We start from the raw sequence: 19,183 nt of genomic DNA on the forward strand, positions 1-19,183 counted from the left end.
GAATTGTCAATGGCCATCATATCGCTGAAGTTAGCACAGCTGATTTTCCGCCGAATTAACGTGGATCAATGCGCGGCGTGCAACAAAGGCTGTGATGTTGCGCATCTATTTGCGCAAATGGTCCCGGAATGCGGCTTTGTCCGCGCGGATTGTCCTGTCCGGCAAAAACGCCGGCACCATGCCAGACCTACCCATTCTCATGGAAGTAATCATAAACCGTCTGCGCAAGTTTCGCTGATACGCCGTCGACCGCTTTCAGATCCGTGAAATTCGCGCGCGCGACTGCCTTGGCAGAGCCGAAATGCGCCAGCAGTGCGCGTTTGCGGGTGGCGCCCACGCCGGGGACGTCGTCAAGCGGGGTCGCACCGATCGCCTTAGAGCGTTTGGCGCGGTGGGTGCCGATGGCAAAGCGGTGCACCTCATCGCGCATCCGCTGGATGAAGTACAGGACGGGATCGTTGTGCCGTAGCGCCATGACGGGTTTGCCGGTGCGGTGGAATTCTTCTTTGCCCGCGTCGCGGTCTTCGCCTTTGGCCACGCCAACCATCGGAATGTCGCCAACGCCGAGGTCTTCCATGATCCCGCGCACAGCGCTGACCTGCCCCTGCCCGCCGTCGATCAACAGCAGATCAGGCCACGTGCCTTGTGTTCTTTCGGGATCTTCCTTCAGCAGGCGTTGGAAGCGGCGGGTCAGCACCTCTTTCATCATGCCAAAGTCATCGCCCGGCGTCAGGCTAGCATCCTTGATGTTGAACTTGCGGTACTGGTTCTTGTCGAAACCATCCGGTCCGGCCACGATCATCGCGCCGACCGCATGTGCGCCCTGTATGTGCGAGTTGTCATAGACTTCGATCCGTTGCGGGACCTTGTCCAAATCGAACGCCTCGGCCACGCCTTTCAGCAGGCGGGCTTGAGTGGCAGTTTCGGACATCTTGCGCGCGAGGCTTTCGCGGGCATTGCGCAGAGCGTTTTGCACCAGCTCGGCCTTTTCACCGCGTTGCGGGACAATGAGTTCGACCTTGCGTCCGGCTTTCTCTGCCAGCGCGTCAGCCATCAGATCATCGTTATCAAGCCCATGCGAAAGGACCAACATGCGGGGCGGTTCGCGGTTGGCATAGAACTGGCCGACAAAAGCCTCCATCACCTCGGATGGGTCTTCTTCACCGCTGACGCGGGGGTAATAATCGTGGTTGCCCCAATTCTGGTTGGCACGGATGAAGAACACCTGCACGCAGGCCTGCCCACCGTCACGGTGCAGGGCGATCACATCGGCCTCGGCTGTGTTTTGCGGATTGATGCCTTGGGCCGATTGCACTTGTGTCAGCGCCTTGATCCGGTCGCGCAGGGCAGCGGCACGCTCGAATTGCATCGCTTCGCTTGCGTCCTGCATCTGTTTGGCCAGCGCTTCCTGAATGCCCTTGGTGCGACCTTGGAGAAATTTCTCGGCATCGCGGACTGATCCGGCGTAATCTTCTTCAGAAATCAGCCCGCAACACGGGCCAGAGCAGCGTTTGATCTGATATTGCAGGCAAGGTCGCGTTCGCGTTTCAAAATCGCTGTCCGAACAGTTGCGCAGCAAAAATACCCGCTGCAGTTGATTGAGCGTCCGGTTCACAGCACCGGCACCTGCGAAGGGGCCATAGTAATTGCCCTTCTGGTTCTTCGCACCCCGATGCTTTTTGATCATCGGGAAGGCGTGGTCCTTGGTGACCAGAATATTGGGGAAAGATTTGTCGTCGCGCAGCAGCACATTATAACGCGGTTTCAACTGTTTTATGAGGTTCTGTTCGAGCAGCAGCGCTTCGGTTTCGGTGCGCGTGGTCAGGAACATCATCGACGCGGTTTCGCGGATCATACGCGTAATACGTGGCGAGTGCTGGCCCGGACGTGCATAGTTGGACACTCGCGCCCTGAGGTTGCGTGCCTTGCCAACATACAGAACGCGGCTATCCGCATCAAGCATGCGGTAGACGCCCGGCGAACTGTCCAAGGTACGCAAATACCCGTGGATCACGTCATATCCGGTCTTGGCTGGCTGTGTCGGCTGTTGTGTCATCTTGGCGATCTGTGATTCTCGTTTGGCTGCAATGGTAACGCAGCAAGGACAAGAGAAAAGGCATCCACGGTTTCTGTGGATAACTCCGTGGGTTAATCACTGCGGCGTGGAATTTTCTGTTGTATTTAGCAGGCTTCGCCTATTTGCTTAAAAAATAGGCTTTTTTCCAACACATTGAAAACAATGGGAATTTTTATTACCAACGCCTTAACGCTTTGAAAAATAGGCCATTTGTGACAGTTTCGTGAACGCCCGTCAGCCATGGTGCACAACTCTCCCTAAGTGCTACTCTACACCAAGCACGTCTGGGGTCTCCCATGCGAGGTGCTGGCCCCCGTCAACGGCGATCATCTGACCTGTGACAGCGGGTGCATCAAGGAAATATCCCAAGGCTGCGGTGATGTCCGAAAGGTTCGCGCCGCGTTTCAAAACAGTGGCTGCCCGCTGCCTTTCGAAGTGATCCTTGCTTTGCCTGTGGCCCTGCAAGGTTGGCCCCGGTCCGACGCCGTTGACACGCACTCTTGGTGCCAAGGCCTGCGCCGTCGTCCGTGTCATCGCCCAAAGGCCCATCTTGGCGATGGTATAGCTCATGAACTCGGGCGTGAGCTTGTGGATGCGCTGATCCAGCATGTTGATGACAAGCCCTTTGGCGACAGGTTCGCCGTGATCATCCATGTCCGGATCTGGCACCTGCGCCGCAAAATTCTGTGTCAGCACGAAGGGCGCGCGCAGGTTGGATTCCATATGCCGGTCCCAGCTTAGGCGCGTGCCGGATGCAATGTTGTCGTACTCAAAGATTGAGGCGTTGTTCACCAGACAGGTCAGCGGTCCACCCAGCGCGTCTGTCGCCCGACCGACCAGTGCCTGCGTTGCGCCTTCGTCCAGCAGGTCAGCCTGCAAAGTGACCCCGCAACGCCCAAGCCGCGCGAGTTGGGCCACGGTATCCTGTGCGCCTGCCTCTGAAACGGCATAGTGCACGGCCACATCATAGCCGCGCTGCCCCAGATAAAGCGCCATCGCCTGCCCCAGACGTGCGCCCGCACCTGTGACAAGCGCCCTCATTTGCGGGTTTTTTCGCATTGGCACGGGCCTTTGCCGATCCGGTAGCGCAGGCATTTAGGACATTTGGCATCGGCAAGCTTTTGCTGCCCCGGAAACCGCCATTTTCCAAAAATGGCCAGTACCAGCATGAAGGCCAGAAAGCCGAAGATCGCTTTGATGATCAAAGGCCGAACCTCGCGAATGCGGCGCGTTCTTCGATCCCGGCAACGGCATCTCCGACGATCTGCGCACCAAAGCGCGCCAGCAAGGGTCTTTTGGGGCCGTAGCGGCGGAACTGCACCTTGTCGCCAAAGCGTTCTTTCATCACCGGAGCAAGATGGCCAATGCCATCGGCCAAGCCTGCATCAATGCCTTTCTGACCGATGTAGACCTCGCCGGTGAAAAGATCAGGGGTATCGGACAGCTTCGGTCCCCGCCGCGATTTTACATGGTCGATGAAGGTTACGTGTAGATCCTCAAGCCAGCCTTTCAGTTTTTTTACATCAGCGGGTTTTTCCGGCTGAAAAGGGTCCAGCAAAGACTTAGATTTACCCGCGGTATGCACACGACGCTGCACGCCAAGTTTTTCGATCGCGTCATGCGCGCCAAAGCCCGCGCTGATCACACCGATTGATCCGGTGATGGAACAGCTATCGATGAAAATCTCGTCGGCGGCACAAGCAAGCCAATACCCACCAGAGGCGGCGACGTCTTCGACGAAGGCAAAGACGGGAATTTTCTTTTCGTCTGCAAGCCGCCGGATACGTGACGCAATCAGCGACGACTGCACCGGCGATCCACCCGGGCAGTTGATTTCCAGCGCGACAGCAGCAGGTTTGCCTTTGCTGAAGGCCTTTTCGATGACAGGGGCAAGGCTTGGATTATCCAGGCCGCGACCCGAATTGACAATCGCCCCTTGCAGCCGGATCACGGCGACGAAAGGCTTTGATTTGATGAATGGAATATATTTTTTCATGCTCAGTTACTTAGGCCATTGGGTTGGGTTCACAAGGGTTATTGCCTGATCCGCCAACCGGTACGGAAAATCCACCAGATGATCGCAAGGCAGATACCCGTGAAAAGCGCGATCGCCAGAAGAGATACGCCAATGGCCACGTCCGCTTCACCAAAGAACGACCAGCGGAAACCACTAATCAGATAGACCACCGGATTGAAAAGCGTGATCGTCTGCCAGACCGGTGGTAACATGGTGATCGAGTAGAAAGACCCACCAAGAAAAACCAGCGGCGTGATAACCAGAAGCGGGATCAGTTGCAGCTTTTCAAAGTTGTCCGCCCAAATCCCGATAATGAACCCCAGCAACGCGAAGCTGACACAGGTCAGCACCAGAAATGCCATCATCGCAAAAGGGTGCGCGATCTGGATATCGACGAAAAAGAATGCCGTGATCAGGATGATGATCCCGATGAATAGCGCCTTGGTTGCAGCGGCACCGACATAGCCTGCTACAACTTCGAGAAAGCTGATCGGGGCGGAGAGCAACTCATAGATCGTCCCGATGAATTTCGGAAAGTAGATGCCGAAACTGGCGTTCGTCGTGGCCTGTGTCATGACCGACAGCATGATCAGACCGGGAACGATGAATGCGGCATAGCTGACGCCTTCGACCTCTTGGATGCGGCTGCCGATCGCGGCGCCGAAGACCACAAAGTAAAGTGACGTCGACAGGACCGGCGATACAAGGCTTTGCGTGATGGTTCTGAAGAACCGCCGCATTTCAAAGATATAGATTGTCCAGATGGCGCTCAGGTTCATGCTGTTTCCTTTACGAGGCCGACAAAGATGTCCTCAAGGCTGCTTTGCTGGGTTTGAAGGTCTTTCATATGCAGACCGGCCTTTTGCAGGTCGTTGAGAAGCGTCGTGATCCCAGTGCGCTCGCGCCTAGTGTCATAGCTGTAGGTCAGCGTCAGCCCATCATCCGCACGCGCCAGATCATAGCGGGCCAGCAAATCGGGGATCGTGTCAGTGGCCTCGGCCAATTCGATCTTGAGCTGTTTTCGCCCCATCTGCGCCATCAGATCCGCCTTATCCTCGATCAGCAGGATTTCGCCCTTGTTGATGACGGCCACGCGGTCTGCAATGGCCTCTGCCTCTTCGATGTAGTGGGTGGTCAGAATAATCGTCACACCAGAGGCCTTGAGCCCCGCGACAACCTCCCACATATCCTTGCGCAGTTCCACGTCAACGCCAGCGGAGGGTTCGTCCAGAAACAAAACGCGCGGTTCGTGGCTGAGTGCCTTGGCGATCAGCACGCGCCGCTTCATGCCGCCCGAAAGCGTCATGATCTTGTTGTCCTTCTTGTCGTGCAGGGACAACTGCCTGAGCACGTCTTCGATATAGGCATCGTTGCGCGGCTTGCCGAAAAGACCGCGCGAAAAACGCACGGTATTTGTCACAGTCTCGAAGGGCTCCAGATTGATTTCTTGCGGCACGAGGCCGATCAGGTTGCGCGCGGCCCGAAAGGCTGTCTGCGTATCATGGCCGCCGACCGTGACAGTGCCCGATGTAGGAACAGTGATACCGCAGATGGTCGAGATCAGCGTGGTTTTGCCCGCACCATTGGGGCCAAGCAGGGCAAGGATTTCTCCCTCTTCGATATCGAGGTTCACGGATTTAAGGGCCTCAAAGCCCCCTGCGTAAGCCTTACGCAGGTTTCGGACAGATACGATCGCGGACATGGGATGGCCTTTGGTTGTGGTATGGACAATCTAGTGCGACCGGCAAGGAAGGGAAAGGCGTGACGCCGTTGAAGAACGGATTTACATGCGCAGTCTGGCCAGTATCGGTGAAGGATGTTGCGCCCCGAATGGCGCTGCAGACCGGACTTGCGGATATGATCGACCGTCACGGCACTTCAAATATTGCTTTATGCACGGTGGGACATGCCAACTCGTCGATAGCAAATGTTCTGCTCTTGAAGCTCGGATATGTTCTTGTTTCCCACAAGCGTCATGCAGTCTTGGCAAAAAATGGAGGAGGCGCGTGACATTGACGTGAAGTTAGTCACCCCATCAAGCGCGCCACATCCAGCATCCGGCAAGAAAACCCCCACTCATTATCATACCAGCCGAATAGCCGCACCAACCCGCCTTGGGTGACACGCGTTTCGGGGAGTGACACGATCAGGCTTTCGGGGCGCGCCCGTAGATCGGTTGAAACCAGAGGTTTGTCGGTCCAGCCGATAATTCCGGATTGGGCATGCAGGACAGCGTGTACCTCTGCGAGAGAGACAGGCGTCTTCAGCGCAACGGTCAGATCAATTGCCGACACCGACGCAACAGGAACACGCACGGCAGCAGCTTCGATCCGACCGGCGATGTCCGGCAGCACGTGATCCAAGAGCCGTTGCGCAGATGTTGTCGTCGGCACCATCGACAGTGCGGCGGCACGGCTGCGCATCATGTCGCCCCGTGGCGCATCAATGCTGGGCTGGCTGCCGGTGTAGCAATGGATCGTCGTCATCCAGCCGGTTTCCAGCCCCCATGTGTCATCAATCAGCTTCACTAAAGGCGCCAGTGCGTTGGTCGTGCAAGATGCGTTCGAGACGATTGGCTGATCTTTCAGCAATGCCTCGTTCGCGCCCAAAACAAGTGTCAGGTCTGCGGCGTCAGATGGACCCGAGATCAGTACCCGCCGCGCGCCCGCCTGCAAACCGCGCTGCGCGACATCACGCCCGTTGGCTTTGCCGGTACATTCCAAAAGCACGTCGACATCACCCAGATCAAGCGCCGAAATGTCGTCCATCTGCCAAATGGGAATGGGCCTGCCATCAACGACGAGCGCATCATGTTCCAGCCTGACGTCCCCCTTGTAGGGACCGAAGACACTGTCGTAGGCGAAAAGGTGTGCGCAAAGCGCGGGGTCGGCAATATCGTTTATCCCGACGATTTCGATCTCTGGCCATGTGCCGGATAGATGCGCCCGCAGCATCGTTCGGCCGATCCTCCCGAAACCATTGACAAATACGCGAACCATTCCGGCACCCCTCCATCTTGCGCGGGACGCTGCACTATTGCGGTCGCAGCGACAAGCCGGATTTCACGTTTCGAATTTTGCCCTCATTCAGACTGTTTTCAGAGAATCGGACAGTTTTACAGCCTATCCCCAAAGAGAATCGGATCCGTCAGCGCATAGAATCGATGCCAGATTGCAGAAAAATTGTGCGCTGCCGCGATTTGTTGGCGTTTTCCCAATAAATTCACCTCTTTTACCTTACCGACACAGGGCGAACACAAATCCATGTGTTTTCAGTTAAAATTAAGGGTTATCGGCAAATTCTTGCCGGCCACTGTTTCGAATAACGCACCTAATGCGCGACGATCAGGTAGATTAAGAACCCCTAAACAACAAGTTAGCGTCACTTTTTGGCCTAATTTGAATGAGACCAAAAAAGCGCGAGGTCGGAGGACCGATTGATGAGTGATTTTTGAAAGCTGGGTAGACAGATGGCTAAGCCACAAGCGATAGAGAATACAGACGAGAAGGACAGCTTTGTTGATGAGCTGAAGCCGGGCACCAAGCTGATGCACGGCCAGTACACGATCGAAAGCTTTCTGAATGCCGGTGGTTTCGGCATCACGTATCTTGCCCGCGACTGCCTCGACCGCAAGGTTGTCATCAAAGAGTGTTTCCCCGGCGCTTTCTGCCGTCGCAGCCGGTACGTGGTGCAGGCCCGTTCGCGTGCGCACCAGAACGAGCTGAAGTCCATCGTTCGCTTGTTTGTCCAAGAGGCACGGAGCCTCGCCAAACTGAACCACCCGAATATTGTCGGTGTCCATCAGGTCTTTGAAGATAACGAGACCGCTTATATGGCTCTGGACTTCGTGACCGGCCGCGATCTTCTCGATACAATCGAAGACCCGAACCATGGCCTGAACCCGACACAGATCAAATTGATCCTCAAAGAAGTCCTGGGCGCTGTGGGCTTCATTCACGACCAGGGAATTCTGCACCGCGATATTTCGCCGGACAACATTCTGATCAACAAGGATTTTCATCCCGTTCTGATCGATTTCGGGGCCGCCCGTGAAGAAGCCACCAAGCAAAGCCGCGTGTTGTCAGCGCTGCGCGTCGTCAAGGACGGATATTCCCCCCAGGAATTCTATATCGCCGGTTCGGACCAAAGCCCGAGCAGCGACCTTTATGCTTTGGGTGCATCGTTCTACCACCTGATAAGCGGTGACGTGCCGCCAAATTCGCAAGCACGGCTAGCCGCCATCGCATCCAGTGAGACCGATCCCTACGTGCCGCTGGCTGGCCGTTTCCCCGAGTACGAGCCCGAGTTCCTCGCCGCGATGGACAAAGCGCTGGCCGTGCTTCCGAAAGACCGCGTCCAATCCGCAAAAGACTGGTTGGCAATGATGGAGGGCGAGCAGGGCAATGTGACACCTCTGAAAGTCGGCACACCTGCTGCCAATGACGGGACTGCGAAGAAGGCCGGGACCGCGACGATGGCTGCGGGACAGAAAAAATCGAACATGCCTTTGCTGCTTGGCTCTGCCGCAGCCGTTGCACTGCTGATCGGCGTCGGTGTCATTACGATGACTGGTGGCGATAATGAGGCGGTTGCACAAGCACCCTCTCCCGCTCCCGTTGTTGCACAAGTCCCTGCGCCCGTTACAGAGCCCGTTGTCGCTGAAGCCCCTGCGCCTGTTCAAGAAGCCCCTACAGTGGAACTGCCTGCATTCTTGGCACCACCGGCAGCCGAAGAAGCGCCTGTTGCCATCGAAACAACGCCGCCGGCACCGGCAGGACCTGTTGTACAAGATTCAGTTGTGGCGGAAACTGCGCCTGCTGTCGAAGCGCCTGCGCCACCAGCCGCAGAGCAATTGGCGACAGTGCCCGCCACGACACTGACCCCCGCGATTTCCAATGCACCTTCTGTGATTGCAGAGCAGGAAGCCGTTGTTGCGCCTGCTATTGTTGAAAGTCCGGTAGTCGCTGATGTGCCAACTCCGACTGTGCGACCGGCCACACGCCCCGAAGCCGTAGAACTGGCAGCAGTGCCACAGCCAGAGCCGGTTCCTGAGCCAGTTGCAACACCGCGCCCGGTCAGCGAAGCCTCTGCCACCGGTGCTGAGTTGCCGGAGGTCACTGCGAATCGCCCTGTCGCAACGTCCGAGGTCGCCGAGGTGGCACTGCCATCGACACCAGACGCGGTCGAAGCAATCGGCAACGGCCCTGTTGTGGAAATCTCTGCGGTGACCCCCGGAAACGAGCTGGCCCCGACGCAGGTCAAGGCTGACTGGACTGTTCAGCTACCATTCACGGCTGCAGGCGCACGCTCAAACATCATTGCCTCGGCTGGTCCTATCTCTCCGACATGGGTTGAGCCCGGTCTTGTGATCACCGGTGTCAACGATGTCGCAATTGACGCGATTGCCGATATTCCCGGCGTTCTGCGCCAGCAGGCCGGGTCATCTGACGTTGCCCCCACCATTCCTGTGGCATTCGGCACATTGAATCCATCCTCCGGCGAAGCAATCCAGCACAACTGGATCCTGCCAGTGGTACAGAACGTGACCTTGCTTGATGGTACGCGCTTCGAGACCGTTTATGCCGGTTCAGGCTGGAGCACATCCGTGGTCGAACTCAATGCAGACCAGACAGGCGGCCTGAAAGTTGGCGACGTTATCACATCCTACATCCCGACAGGCGAAGTTATTGATCGGCGCGACTCGCTGGTCACGCTTTTCGAGCGGGAATTCGACAGCGGCACAGAGCAGTTCATGTTCGCCGTACAACGCGACGGCAGCCTGTGGGTTGCGTCGCTCGCCTCAACGGGCACGATAGAGTAAAATAGTATAAGGTGACCGTTGCACCGCGTACTGTGATGTAAAGAGAAAGGTAGCTAAGATGAAATTCATTCGTGATCTGCTTGGTAAAAAACGCAACGAAGAAGCCGCGCGGCAGACGCCGCAGGTCGAGTCACTTGAGCAATCCTATCGCGATACGATCGGATCAATGGTCGATGATGCAGGACAGTTGGGACAACCTGTGGTGCCTGCACCGAGTGATATCCTGACAAAGGAAGTTCGCGTCGTTTCAGTCGAACCCGATCAGGCACCAAAATCACCGGCGCCCGCCGCTCTCAATATTTGGGACATGGAAGACGATGACACGTCGACCGCTTTGCCCGAGCCGACAGCACCCGCCGCACCTGTGGTCCCCGCAGCTGTAGAACCTGCCGCAGCATCTGCCGCAGCGTCCCGGTCACCTGCCCGGTCACGCCGCACAAAGACCCGCCTGATTGGATTCGACAAATCCGACGGTGATGTTGTCGACCTGTTTAGCGATGCGCAGAAAGCAGCACCCACAAAGAGCGTGAAATTTCCGGTCGGCTGGATCGTTGTGACAGAAGGCCCCGGCCGTGGCGAAAGCTTTTCACTGCTGGCGGGTATGTCACAGATCGGCCGTGGCGAAGATCAGGCGATCCAGCTTGATTTCGGCGACAACGCTATCTCGCGGTCAAACCATGCCGCGATTGTGTATGATGCCGATACGAAAGAATTCCTGCTTGGTCATGGCGGCAAATCGAACATCGTCCGCCTCAATGACAAGCCTTTGATTAGCAATGAAACGCTCAAGACAGGTGACATTATCCGCATCGGCGAGACAGTTCTGCGATTTGTCGGGCTGTGTGACAAATCATTCAACTGGTCGGATGGCACCACCGAGGAGGACGAAGATGTGGCGATCGCCTGAACCACGTTTTGACGTCGCATCTGCGATTTGTCAGGGCGGGCGCGACTATCAAGAAGACGCCATTGTCACCGATTTTCCCTTTGGGGCGGATAGTGGCGTTGTCGTGCTTGCCGACGGGATGGGCGGCCACGCGGCCGGTGACGTCGCCAGCAAGATCGTCGTTACAGAAGTATTCAGTGAACTTAAATTCGAAAGCGCGAATTTTACGGATTTTGAGAGTGAAATTCCACGCTTCCTGACTGAATCTGCATCGAATGCGAACAGCTTTGTACGCGAACACGTACAGACGCACCCGGAGACACGCGGTATGGGAGCGACCCTCGTATCGGTCGTGTTGGTCGAAAACCGCATGTACTGGATGTCGATCGGTGACAGCCCGCTTTATCATTACCGTGCAGGCAAGATGAAGCAACTGAACGAAGACCATTCGATGGCACCGCAGATCGACTTTATGGTTCAGCAAGGTTTGCTGGATGAGAAGGCCGGCAAGAACCATCCCGACCGCAACTGTCTGACCTCGGTTATCCTCGGCGACCGCGTCTCAAAGTCCGACTGCCCGAAAACTCCATTTGAATTGCAGGTAGGTGACATTGTCGTCGTCTCCAGTGACGGTCTGCAATATCTTGAAAACCAACATATCCAGAAGATTCTGCACCGCTATCGGCGCAAGAAAGCGGCTGAAATCGCAGGCTATCTGCTAGAAGCAATCGAAGCGCTGGCCGACCCTGACCAGGACAACTGCACCTTTTCGGTCATCAAGCTGAACCACGACAAGCCCGTGATCCGCGCAATCCGTGCAAAGCCCGTAGGGCATGTCGACACACCGACATCGACAGTTACACGCGTGGTAGAACTGGAACAGGTCGAGAATATCGCCAAGCCCGACAAAAAACCGGCAGCGGCACATAAATCTGAACCCACAGTGATCAAAGAGGTCAAACCGCTCAAGAAAGTAGAGCTGAATGACGATGCAGATATGATAGAGGAGGTTGATGCGGCTGCGCCGCCGGCTAAGATTGCCGCCGGAGGTAAGTAATGTCGAATCAATCGCCAGGAAACCGGGTTCAGTCAGAGCTCGAGCAGGCCGTCGCAAGTGGCCTGCTTCCTGATTCAGTTCAACAGAAAGCCGAACATCTGTTGATGCGGCTGCAACAGCCGGTGCGTCTGGCACTTTTGGGGATGCCCGGATCTGGCAAATCCACATTGATAAACCTTCTGGTGGGAAGTGACGTGATCCCCGACGGCGTGCGCCTGCCAACGCTGCAATTGATCTACGGCGAGACCGAGAAAACGACTTGTACTTTGCCTGATGGATCCAAGACAGTCTTGGATAGTGTTGATCTCAACGAGATAGCGGCGCTGTCACCCGTTTTTGTGGAAATGCAGATGCCCCTCCCCGCACTGCGCAAGATTTCCCTCCTCGAAGTTGTCGCCCCAAATGACCCAAATGCAATCCACCGCGCGGCGCAATGGGCCGCCAAGCGAAGTGACGTGGCACTGTGGTGCACACGCGGCTTCAACGAAACGGAGCAGCGGATTTGGGGCACCATGCCCGATCTGACGAAGGATCATGCATTCTGCATGATCACCCGCGCTGATTATCTGAAAACCGAAGGCTTGTTTGAAGCGACTGTCGGCGCAGTCAAATTGGCGGCAAAAGACGAGTTTAGCGAGGTCCTGCCCATCGCGACCACTCAAGGAATCGCCGCCCGCCGCGCCGACGGGACTGTGGACAAGGCCGCGATGCGCGATAGCGGCAGCTCCGGGTTGATTTCGGCAGTGTTGAAACAGGTTGAGCGGGGGCGTCAGTCAGCCGTCGATATGGCTGATGTTTTGCTGCATCAGCACGCTGATCTCTTGGCAAGCATTGATAAACGATCCGCCCCGCCTGAAGACGAGGTCGCTGTTCCAGAGCCGGTCGCGCCGAAAAGCAAAGCGGTGCAAGAGCTACCTGTCGCTGAAACCCCGAAAGACGATGCCGTGCCAGAACCGGTACCGGAAGAACCAGCAAAGCCAGCGGCAGCCAAACCAGCCGCGCAAGATGCGATTTCCCGTCTGCGTGCCATTGCGGCGCGCAAGAACGTATCGCGCGACGCTGCCTTGGACCCGGCACCAACGCCGGCACCTGCCGCCGAACTAACCGCAGAACAAACGCCGGCGGTAGCCGAAGATAAAGAAAACGACGCGCTCGCGCCTGCAACCCGTGAAGCTTACGAGCACGTGATCACTTATATTGCAGAGCGCGGCGCGGAACTTGCCGCCACTTTGGACGAACAGGGCGATGGCGGACCCGCCGAGGTCATGTCGATGACGTCAGATCATATTCAATGGCTATGCGATTATCTGAACGAAAACGGGGATGTTGCCGATCAGTCGCTGCAACGTGTCCGCGAAACGGCTTTTGACGCCGCCGATATGGTCCAATTGATGCAAATGGAAAAAGGTGACAGTGCCGCACTTGAAGCTGTCAGCCTGATGCTCCAGTTAAAGCGAGAGATACAAGCAGACCTCGCGGCTTAAATTGCCGCTGCGCTTGTGCAAATTTTAAATACTGCGCCACACTTTTGCCGTTCTAATCTGTTTCCATTATGGCAATAAAAGTGGTGTTTTCGTTGCTATTTGGCTGCGATGGGAACTGGTGTTAATGCTGGTTTGATGATTTTGCTGAGGACGAATTAGGATGAAGATGGAAGAGGTCGCAAACGGGGATGGTCTTGCTGTCCCACCCGAACAGCTGCCCTTCATGCGACTTGGCTTGGAAAAGCTGGATGCGTTCCATGATGAAGTTGTCGATCTGGAGGCCACTCTCAGGGATGTTGTGAAGCTGGGCGGACAGGATGCCGATAAGAAAGCCACCAAACTTATCAAGCAGTTACGCGCTTTTGAGCCAAGCATTACAATGATTGGCCAGATCAAATCCGGCAAGACATCGCTGGTAAATGCAATGGTCGGTCGCCCTGATCTGCTCCCTGCCGACGTCAACCCGTGGACCTCTGTTGTCACCTCGCTGCACCTCAACGCCCCTTTGCCGGCCGATGCACCAACGGCGACATTTCAGTTTTTCAGCCAAGGCGAATGGGATCATCTTGTCGAGAACGGTGGCCGAATCGGTGAACTGTCAGAGCGTGCCGGCGCCGATGAAGAGCTTGAGAAAGTCCGCCTTCAAATCGCCGAAATGCGCGAAAAGACCAAACAGCGCCTTGGTCGCAAGTTTGAATTGCTTCTGGGTCAGAAACACAGCTACGCCGAGCTGAGCGACGAGTTGGTACAGCGCTATGTCTGCATGGGCGACGACTTTGAAGATATGGAAGAAGACGACCAGCAGGGCCGTTTTGCCGATATCACCAAGTCTGCCGATCTTTACCTTGATGCAGACAAGCTCCCTATGTCGATCTGCCTGCGCGATACCCCCGGTGTAAACGATACCTTCATGATGCGCGAGCAGATCACGATCAATGCGCTGCGTGACAGTCGCATCTGCGTGGTTGTTCTGTCGGCCCATCAGGCTCTTAGCTCGATGGACATGGGCCTGATCCGCCTGATCTCTAACGTAAAGGCCCGTGAAGTCGTGATCTTTGTGAACCGGATCGACGAACTGTCCAACCCGGCCGAGCAGGTCCCTGAAATTCGTGACAGCATCTTCCAGACGCTGGCCGACAACAACGGCCCGGAAAACCCCGAAGTGATCTTCGGCAGTGCCTATTGGGCGAATATGGCATTGTCCGAAGACCTTGATGAGATTGTCGAAGACAGTGCCGAGGCGATGTTCAACTGGGCCGAAGCGGCCCTGAGCGCCGAAACCGCAGGCATGGACACCAAAGAACTGGTTTGGCATCTGTCCGGCTTGCCAGAACTTTATCGCGCATTGTCAGAGCGGATCGCCGAAGGCCCCGGTGCCGAGATCCTGTCTGCTTCGCGCAAGCGCGCCCTGAACCTTGTGGGTGGAGTGCGCGCGCAGAACGCAGTTGTTTCTATGCGTCTTGATGGCGATACAGTCGATGTGATGTCCGGCGACAAGCTTTCAGCCCACCTTGATGAGTTGGAAGCGCAGAGCATGAACACCCTGGACGAGCGCCTTGATATTGCGTTCCAACAGTTCGGGTCGCGCGTTGACCAATCGCACAAACGGTTTCTGGACCGCGCATTGGAATCCCTGTTGCAGCATCTGGAAACCAATGGCGAAGAAGAGATTTGGCAATACAGCCCTGATGGCCTGCGCATGTTGTTGCGCACCAGCTATCAAGTGATGCGCCGCAATGTCACCGCGACCTGCCAGGATGTGTATGGCACCGCTGCTGCCAATCTGGCGAACACCTATCGCTCTGCTTTCGGTGTGGATGTTGAGAACTTTACAATCACACCACCTGCTCCACCGGAAATTCCGGCCCCTGTTTCCTTGGGCCAGACGATCGCGCTTGATCTGCAAACCTCATGGTGGAAAGGCTGGTGGAAACGTCGCAAAGGGTATCGTGCCTTTGCCAGCGGGTTTTATGACCTTATCGAAGCCGAAACTGCACCGATTGTCGATGAACTGAAGGTCCGTCAAGCGGATGATATCCGCGCGAAAGCAAAAGCGGAATTGCAGGAATTCCATGCAGAGCAACGCGGTATTCTGGAAGACATCAGTAGCAAATCCGAAATCGCTATTGAGGATTTGGAAGACATTTTCGGTATTACTGCGCAACAGGAACGAGATGAGCTTTTTGATTGCATCTTTGAAGAGCTGAGTGAGAGTAAACCAGTGCTTGCGTTAGGAGTGGACAAATGAATTCAGGAGAAACAGCGTCAGGCGCACGAAGAAAGCCCCGTATCGCCCTTATGGGTGAGTTCAGCGCGGGCAAAAGCACGCTTTCCAATCTTCTCATGGGCCAAAGCCCGCTGCCTGAAAAAGTCACTGCCACGCGGCTGTCCCCTGTCTGGATATCTTATGGCACACGCACGCCGTACCGCGTCGATATCGACGGCACGACTGAGCCAGTTTCCATCGACAGACTCGAAGAAATCCCCGTTCAGCAAACACGCAATATCCGCCTGTTCCTTGAAGCGGATATTCTGGAAGTTTGCGATCTCATTGATTTCCCCGGCATTTCAGACCCCAACATGTCTTCTGCTGTTTGGGAGCGTATGCTGCCCGAGGTGGATGCTGTCATCTGGTGTACCCACGCCACGCAGGCATGGCGTCAGTCCGAGGCGGCAGTCTGGGATGAAATGCCCCAAGCGGTGCGTGAAAATTCAATCCTGCTCATCACCCGCTTCGACAAACTGACTAACGAAAAAGACCGCGGTCGCGTGATCAAACGTGTGACCCGCGAAACCAAGGGTCAGTTTGGCGGCATCTTTCCGGTCTCGCTCTTGCAGGCAATCCAGGCTGGTGAAGATTATGATCGCTGGGAAGCAAGCGGCGCGGGCCCGTTTACCGCGCATCTGATTGACGTGATCGAAATCCTGACGAAATTGACCACACGCACTGAACTGCCGCTTTATAACATCGATAGCCTCAGCGACATCCCGCAGCCCGTTACCGCACCCGTAATGCCGCGCCGTGTGCAACGTGCCGCGAACAGCAGCCGGACAGTGCGGGGCGATCCTGATCCGGACTTCGCCGATGACCTGCCAACATCAATCGCCGACCCGATCTTACGCTCGTCTTGATGCCGGTCGGTTTGCGCGGGTCTTTCACAATCTGCGCATATGCCGTAATCATGTCTGGACGTAGTTAAAAAGCAGGCTGCTAATGGTTGTTGATGAGTTGGATGCTTTGCGGGAAAAATACGAAGGCTGCACTGCGCTGGCTTTTGCAGACGTGTCCACAAAGATGATCCTTGTTACTGATTCCAGTTCGAATTTGCGACGTGAGGCGCTTGATGCCTTATGTGCAGAAGCCGCATTGCTGTTGGGCGCAAATGGAAAGCCCGCTTTGGCCGACAAGCCGGGCGATCTGGCCTCTGTCGCGACGACAGCGCAATTGCGTGTCTTTCTGCGTTCCGAACAGGAGCCGAATGATGTTCTTTGTTGTATCTGCGGTCCAAAATTGGATGCAGATGCGTTTGTTGCTGACGCCTGCACATGTCTTGACCGCATCAGTAGCGGCGAATGAAAAGAAGTAACGAAGAGCTGGAAACAGGCTGATGAGCGAACCCAACGCTTTGGCACAAAAACTGGCGATACTGGCGTTGCGGGAAACCGTTGACGATACCGGCGCGCGCATCATTTCCGAAGGCGGGAACCCCGATCCTGTCACGGCGATCCTGCGCGAGGTGGACGATACCGTGCTTGAACGGTGCCTTGCCTTTGATTGCGGGACGGCCACGATCAACGTGATCGCCGCTGGTCGCCGCCTGCGTGGAATCTACAGTGTATCACCCGATCATGACGCAAAGATCATTGGTCAAGTTCTGTCGCGCGAAGAACCCGAAGGTGTGCAGGCCGCTTTCGATCTGTTGAATGATCTTTGTGGCGAAGCCGACCGCCTGACCGTGCGCAGCATGCCACCGGAACCGTTTGGCAAAGGTGGTGAACGCGGCGTCTCTGCAAATGGTTTGGCCGAGCTTTGGGGCATCACGACGGACGGTACGCCCAAGCCGCCGATGGAACAGTTTCTGAGCGTCAATGCCGCAGCTTTCTCGTCTGTCTTGCACATCCGCGGGGGTGAGGTCGTATCAACGGCGGGGGATTTCAAGGCGTTGCAGAAAATCTGGAAAACGCAGGTAGATGCCTTTCGTGAGGCACATAAGAAAACCTTGCGGGGCGAGGAAGGCGCGCAACTTGTCTGTCTTGAGGGCGCTTTCGATGACGGGTCCTCGGCGGCAATGGCGCTTTGCGAGAACGAAGTTGCGTTGGTGGCCTATAACACGGAACGATTTGGCCACATGCAGTCGTCTTGGCATCGGATTTTTGCGTGATGCATCCGGCTGCAACATCAGCAATACCCGCGACCAGCTTTTTTGAAGGGTTTGAGGAACGGTATCTGGACACGCCCGAAGGCCGTATCTTCTACCGGATCGCCGGAAACGGGCCGCCTCTTGTCCTTTTGCACGGCTATCCGCAAACCTCGGCGATGTGGCACGCGATTGCCCCTGTTCTTGCGCAAACCTATCAGGTGATTTGCCCCGATCTGCGCGGCTATGGCCGTTCGCTCAAACCTGCGACAGACCCATCCCATACACCGTATTCCAAGCGCGCGATGGCGGGCGATGTTTTGACCTTGATGGATCATCTGGGTCACCCGCGCTTTCTGGTCGGCGCACATGACCGCGGGGGCCGTGTCGCGCATCGCTTGGCCGCAGACCACGCTGAACGGGTGATTGCCCTGTCGGTCCTCGATATCGCGCCCACCCGCGAGATGTACCGCGATGCAGGCAGCGGTTTTGCCCATGCATACTGGCATTGGTACTGGTTGACCCTGCCCCAGCCGTTTCCCGAAAGGCTGATCGGTGCGGACCCCGCATTCTTCTGGCTCAAGAAATGTGGTGCCGGCAAAGCCGGGCTCGCGCCTTTTGTGCAACAGGCGCTGGACGAATACCTGACATGTTTTGCAGCGCCCGAGGCGATCCACGGGGCCTGCGAGGATTACCGCGCCGCTGCAACCATTGATATCGCGCATGATGATGCCGACCCAACCAAGCTTGCCATGCCGCTATTGGTGCTATGGGGGCAGGACGGTGTGATTGACGCGCATTTCGACTGCCTCGCCCTTTGGAAAGAGCGGGCAAGCGATGTGCGCGGCAGGGCTTTGCCCGGCGGCCATTATCTGGCGGAGCAGCATCCGGAAAAGGTGCTGGAGGCTTGGGTGCCTTTCTTCGCGGAAGCCTTGATCTAGGTCAGTCGCGCGGGAAAACCCTCGGCGCGCAAATCGGTATCCAGCAAGTCCTCAAGCAGCTTTACGATCATCGGCGATTCAGCGTCGCCACCATATGCCGCGCGAGCGGCCACATAGGTTTGCTCGGTCGCTGCGGCAAGTTCCAACGGCACTTCGAATTCCCGACCGAAACCCATCGCAAAGCCAAGGTCCTTGAGTGCCAGATCAATGTTGAAGGCCACATCATAAGATCCGTTCAGCACCAGCGCGCCCTCTGTTTCATGGACAAAGGATGTCCCCGAAGACGCCTTGATCGCGTGCCACGCCTGACCCAGATCAAGACCACCGCGTTTGGCCAGCATTAGGGCTTCTCCGCATGCTTTGAGGTGGATGAAGGCCAGCATGTTTGTGATGACTTTGATGATCGACGCAGACCCAAGAGGCCCCATATGAAATACCTGATTGCCCATGGCCTGAAGCGCGGGCAGGTGCGTATCGAACATGTCCTTGTCGCCCCCCGCCAGCATCGTGATGTTGCCTTGCGCGGCAAGATGGACACCGCC

Annotated in this window: 17 protein-coding genes; 10 read left to right on the forward strand and 7 right to left on the reverse strand. The window is 56.3% G+C overall.

Annotated features, from left to right (window positions below; all coding sequences use genetic code 11):
- Window positions 1-187: 187 nt before the first annotated feature.
- From uvrC to R6T97_RS03205, 5 genes are all read right to left on the reverse strand, one after another.
- On the reverse strand, window positions 188-2,056 hold the full coding sequence (uvrC, locus tag R6T97_RS03185) for an excinuclease ABC subunit UvrC (protein ID WP_410347862.1): 1,869 nt from the start codon (window positions 2,054-2,056) through the stop codon (window positions 188-190).
- A 285-nt stretch (window positions 2,057-2,341) separates the two neighbouring features.
- Complete coding sequence (locus R6T97_RS03190) at window positions 2,342-3,118, reverse strand: SDR family oxidoreductase (protein ID WP_410347863.1); 777 nt, start codon at window positions 3,116-3,118, stop codon at window positions 2,342-2,344.
- A gap of 160 nt (window positions 3,119-3,278) precedes the next feature.
- The gene (locus tag R6T97_RS03195; RefSeq protein ID WP_410347864.1) at window positions 3,279-4,073 is read right to left on the reverse strand and encodes a S49 family peptidase; all 795 of its coding nucleotides are present in this window, start codon (window positions 4,071-4,073) and stop codon (window positions 3,279-3,281) included.
- Window positions 4,074-4,111: 38 nt separating this feature from the next.
- Window positions 4,112-4,873, reverse strand: coding sequence for an ABC transporter permease (locus tag R6T97_RS03200; protein WP_410347865.1), 762 nt, complete (start codon window positions 4,871-4,873; stop codon window positions 4,112-4,114).
- Window positions 4,870-5,796 carry an ABC transporter ATP-binding protein gene (locus R6T97_RS03205; RefSeq protein WP_410347866.1) on the reverse strand — a complete coding sequence of 309 codons (927 nt, stop codon included), beginning with the start codon at window positions 5,794-5,796 and terminating at the stop codon, window positions 4,870-4,872. The genes R6T97_RS03200 and R6T97_RS03205 overlap by 4 nt, the downstream gene beginning before the upstream one ends.
- A 128-nt stretch (window positions 5,797-5,924) precedes the next feature.
- On the opposite strand from R6T97_RS03205, the gene R6T97_RS03210 reads away from it, so the two are divergent.
- Window positions 5,925-6,104: a hypothetical protein gene (locus R6T97_RS03210; RefSeq protein ID WP_410347867.1), complete on the forward strand. Its 180-nt coding sequence runs from the start codon at window positions 5,925-5,927 to the stop codon at window positions 6,102-6,104.
- Window positions 6,105-6,121: 17 nt separating this feature from the next.
- Here the strand turns inward: R6T97_RS03210 and R6T97_RS03215 are convergent, their stop codons facing one another.
- Window positions 6,122-7,093 (reverse strand): type I glyceraldehyde-3-phosphate dehydrogenase, encoded by a 972-nt coding sequence (locus R6T97_RS03215; RefSeq protein WP_410347869.1) that lies wholly within the window; start codon window positions 7,091-7,093, stop codon window positions 6,122-6,124.
- Window positions 7,094-7,563: 470 nt separating this feature from the next.
- On the opposite strand from R6T97_RS03215, the gene R6T97_RS03220 reads away from it, so the two are divergent.
- The 9 genes from R6T97_RS03220 (at window position 7,564) to R6T97_RS03260 (ending at window position 18,641) form a co-directional block, all read left to right on the forward strand.
- Window positions 7,564-9,915 (forward strand): protein kinase domain-containing protein, encoded by a 2,352-nt coding sequence (locus R6T97_RS03220; RefSeq protein WP_410347870.1) that lies wholly within the window; start codon window positions 7,564-7,566, stop codon window positions 9,913-9,915.
- Window positions 9,916-9,973: 58 nt separating this feature from the next.
- Window positions 9,974-10,822, forward strand: a complete 849-nt coding sequence (locus R6T97_RS03225; RefSeq protein ID WP_410347871.1) for an FHA domain-containing protein — start codon at window positions 9,974-9,976, stop codon at window positions 10,820-10,822.
- Window positions 10,806-11,858: a PP2C family protein-serine/threonine phosphatase gene (locus tag R6T97_RS03230; protein ID WP_410347872.1), complete on the forward strand. Its 1,053-nt coding sequence runs from the start codon at window positions 10,806-10,808 to the stop codon at window positions 11,856-11,858. The genes R6T97_RS03225 and R6T97_RS03230 overlap by 17 nt, the downstream gene beginning before the upstream one ends.
- Window positions 11,858-13,342, forward strand: a complete 1,485-nt coding sequence (locus R6T97_RS03235) for a GTPase (RefSeq protein ID WP_410347873.1) — start codon at window positions 11,858-11,860, stop codon at window positions 13,340-13,342. Before R6T97_RS03230 ends, R6T97_RS03235 begins: the two co-directional genes overlap by 1 nt.
- Before the next feature lie 160 nt (window positions 13,343-13,502).
- Window positions 13,503-15,590 (forward strand): dynamin family protein, encoded by a 2,088-nt coding sequence (locus R6T97_RS03240; RefSeq protein WP_410347874.1) that lies wholly within the window; start codon window positions 13,503-13,505, stop codon window positions 15,588-15,590.
- The gene (locus tag R6T97_RS03245) at window positions 15,587-16,474 is read left to right on the forward strand and encodes a dynamin family protein (protein WP_410347875.1); all 888 of its coding nucleotides are present in this window, start codon (window positions 15,587-15,589) and stop codon (window positions 16,472-16,474) included. The genes R6T97_RS03240 and R6T97_RS03245 overlap by 4 nt, the downstream gene beginning before the upstream one ends.
- Window positions 16,475-16,556: 82 nt before the next feature.
- Window positions 16,557-16,919: a hypothetical protein gene (locus R6T97_RS03250; RefSeq protein ID WP_410347876.1), complete on the forward strand. Its 363-nt coding sequence runs from the start codon at window positions 16,557-16,559 to the stop codon at window positions 16,917-16,919.
- Between the two features lie 31 nt (window positions 16,920-16,950).
- Window positions 16,951-17,724 carry a hypothetical protein gene (locus R6T97_RS03255; RefSeq protein WP_410347877.1) on the forward strand — a complete coding sequence of 258 codons (774 nt, stop codon included), beginning with the start codon at window positions 16,951-16,953 and terminating at the stop codon, window positions 17,722-17,724.
- Window positions 17,724-18,641 (forward strand): alpha/beta fold hydrolase, encoded by a 918-nt coding sequence (locus R6T97_RS03260; protein WP_410347879.1) that lies wholly within the window; start codon window positions 17,724-17,726, stop codon window positions 18,639-18,641. The genes R6T97_RS03255 and R6T97_RS03260 overlap by 1 nt, the downstream gene beginning before the upstream one ends.
- Here R6T97_RS03260 and R6T97_RS03265 read toward each other — a convergent pair.
- Window positions 18,638-19,183: NAD(P)-dependent oxidoreductase (locus R6T97_RS03265; RefSeq protein ID WP_410347878.1), on the reverse strand; the 546-nt coding region annotated here is incomplete at its 5' end. The two genes, R6T97_RS03260 and R6T97_RS03265, sit on opposite strands and share 4 nt — an antisense overlap.

Source organism: Yoonia sp., assembly GCF_046498525.1.
In the GTDB taxonomy this organism is placed as follows: Bacteria; Pseudomonadota; Alphaproteobacteria; order Rhodobacterales; family Rhodobacteraceae; genus Yoonia.

Coding starts and splice junctions, on each gene's coding strand:
- R6T97_RS03220 (WP_410347870.1), top strand. CDS start 7,564: ATGGCTAAGCCACAAGCGATAGAGAATACAGACGAGAAGGACAGCTTT.
- R6T97_RS03260 (WP_410347879.1), top strand. CDS start 17,724: ATGCATCCGGCTGCAACATCAGCAATACCCGCGACCAGCTTTTTTGAA.
- R6T97_RS03250 (WP_410347876.1), top strand. CDS start 16,557: ATGGTTGTTGATGAGTTGGATGCTTTGCGGGAAAAATACGAAGGCTGC.
- uvrC (WP_410347862.1), bottom strand. CDS start 2,056: ATGACACAACAGCCGACACAGCCAGCCAAGACCGGATATGACGTGATC.
- R6T97_RS03240 (WP_410347874.1), top strand. CDS start 13,503: ATGAAGATGGAAGAGGTCGCAAACGGGGATGGTCTTGCTGTCCCACCC.
- R6T97_RS03205 (WP_410347866.1), bottom strand. CDS start 5,796: ATGTCCGCGATCGTATCTGTCCGAAACCTGCGTAAGGCTTACGCAGGG.
- R6T97_RS03235 (WP_410347873.1), top strand. CDS start 11,858: ATGTCGAATCAATCGCCAGGAAACCGGGTTCAGTCAGAGCTCGAGCAG.
- R6T97_RS03215 (WP_410347869.1), bottom strand. CDS start 7,093: ATGGTTCGCGTATTTGTCAATGGTTTCGGGAGGATCGGCCGAACGATG.
- R6T97_RS03210 (WP_410347867.1), top strand. CDS start 5,925: ATGGCGCTGCAGACCGGACTTGCGGATATGATCGACCGTCACGGCACT.
- R6T97_RS03225 (WP_410347871.1), top strand. CDS start 9,974: ATGAAATTCATTCGTGATCTGCTTGGTAAAAAACGCAACGAAGAAGCC.
- R6T97_RS03230 (WP_410347872.1), top strand. CDS start 10,806: ATGTGGCGATCGCCTGAACCACGTTTTGACGTCGCATCTGCGATTTGT.
- R6T97_RS03200 (WP_410347865.1), bottom strand. CDS start 4,873: ATGAACCTGAGCGCCATCTGGACAATCTATATCTTTGAAATGCGGCGG.
- R6T97_RS03190 (WP_410347863.1), bottom strand. CDS start 3,118: ATGAGGGCGCTTGTCACAGGTGCGGGCGCACGTCTGGGGCAGGCGATG.
- R6T97_RS03245 (WP_410347875.1), top strand. CDS start 15,587: ATGAATTCAGGAGAAACAGCGTCAGGCGCACGAAGAAAGCCCCGTATC.
- R6T97_RS03255 (WP_410347877.1), top strand. CDS start 16,951: ATGAGCGAACCCAACGCTTTGGCACAAAAACTGGCGATACTGGCGTTG.
- R6T97_RS03195 (WP_410347864.1), bottom strand. CDS start 4,073: ATGAAAAAATATATTCCATTCATCAAATCAAAGCCTTTCGTCGCCGTG.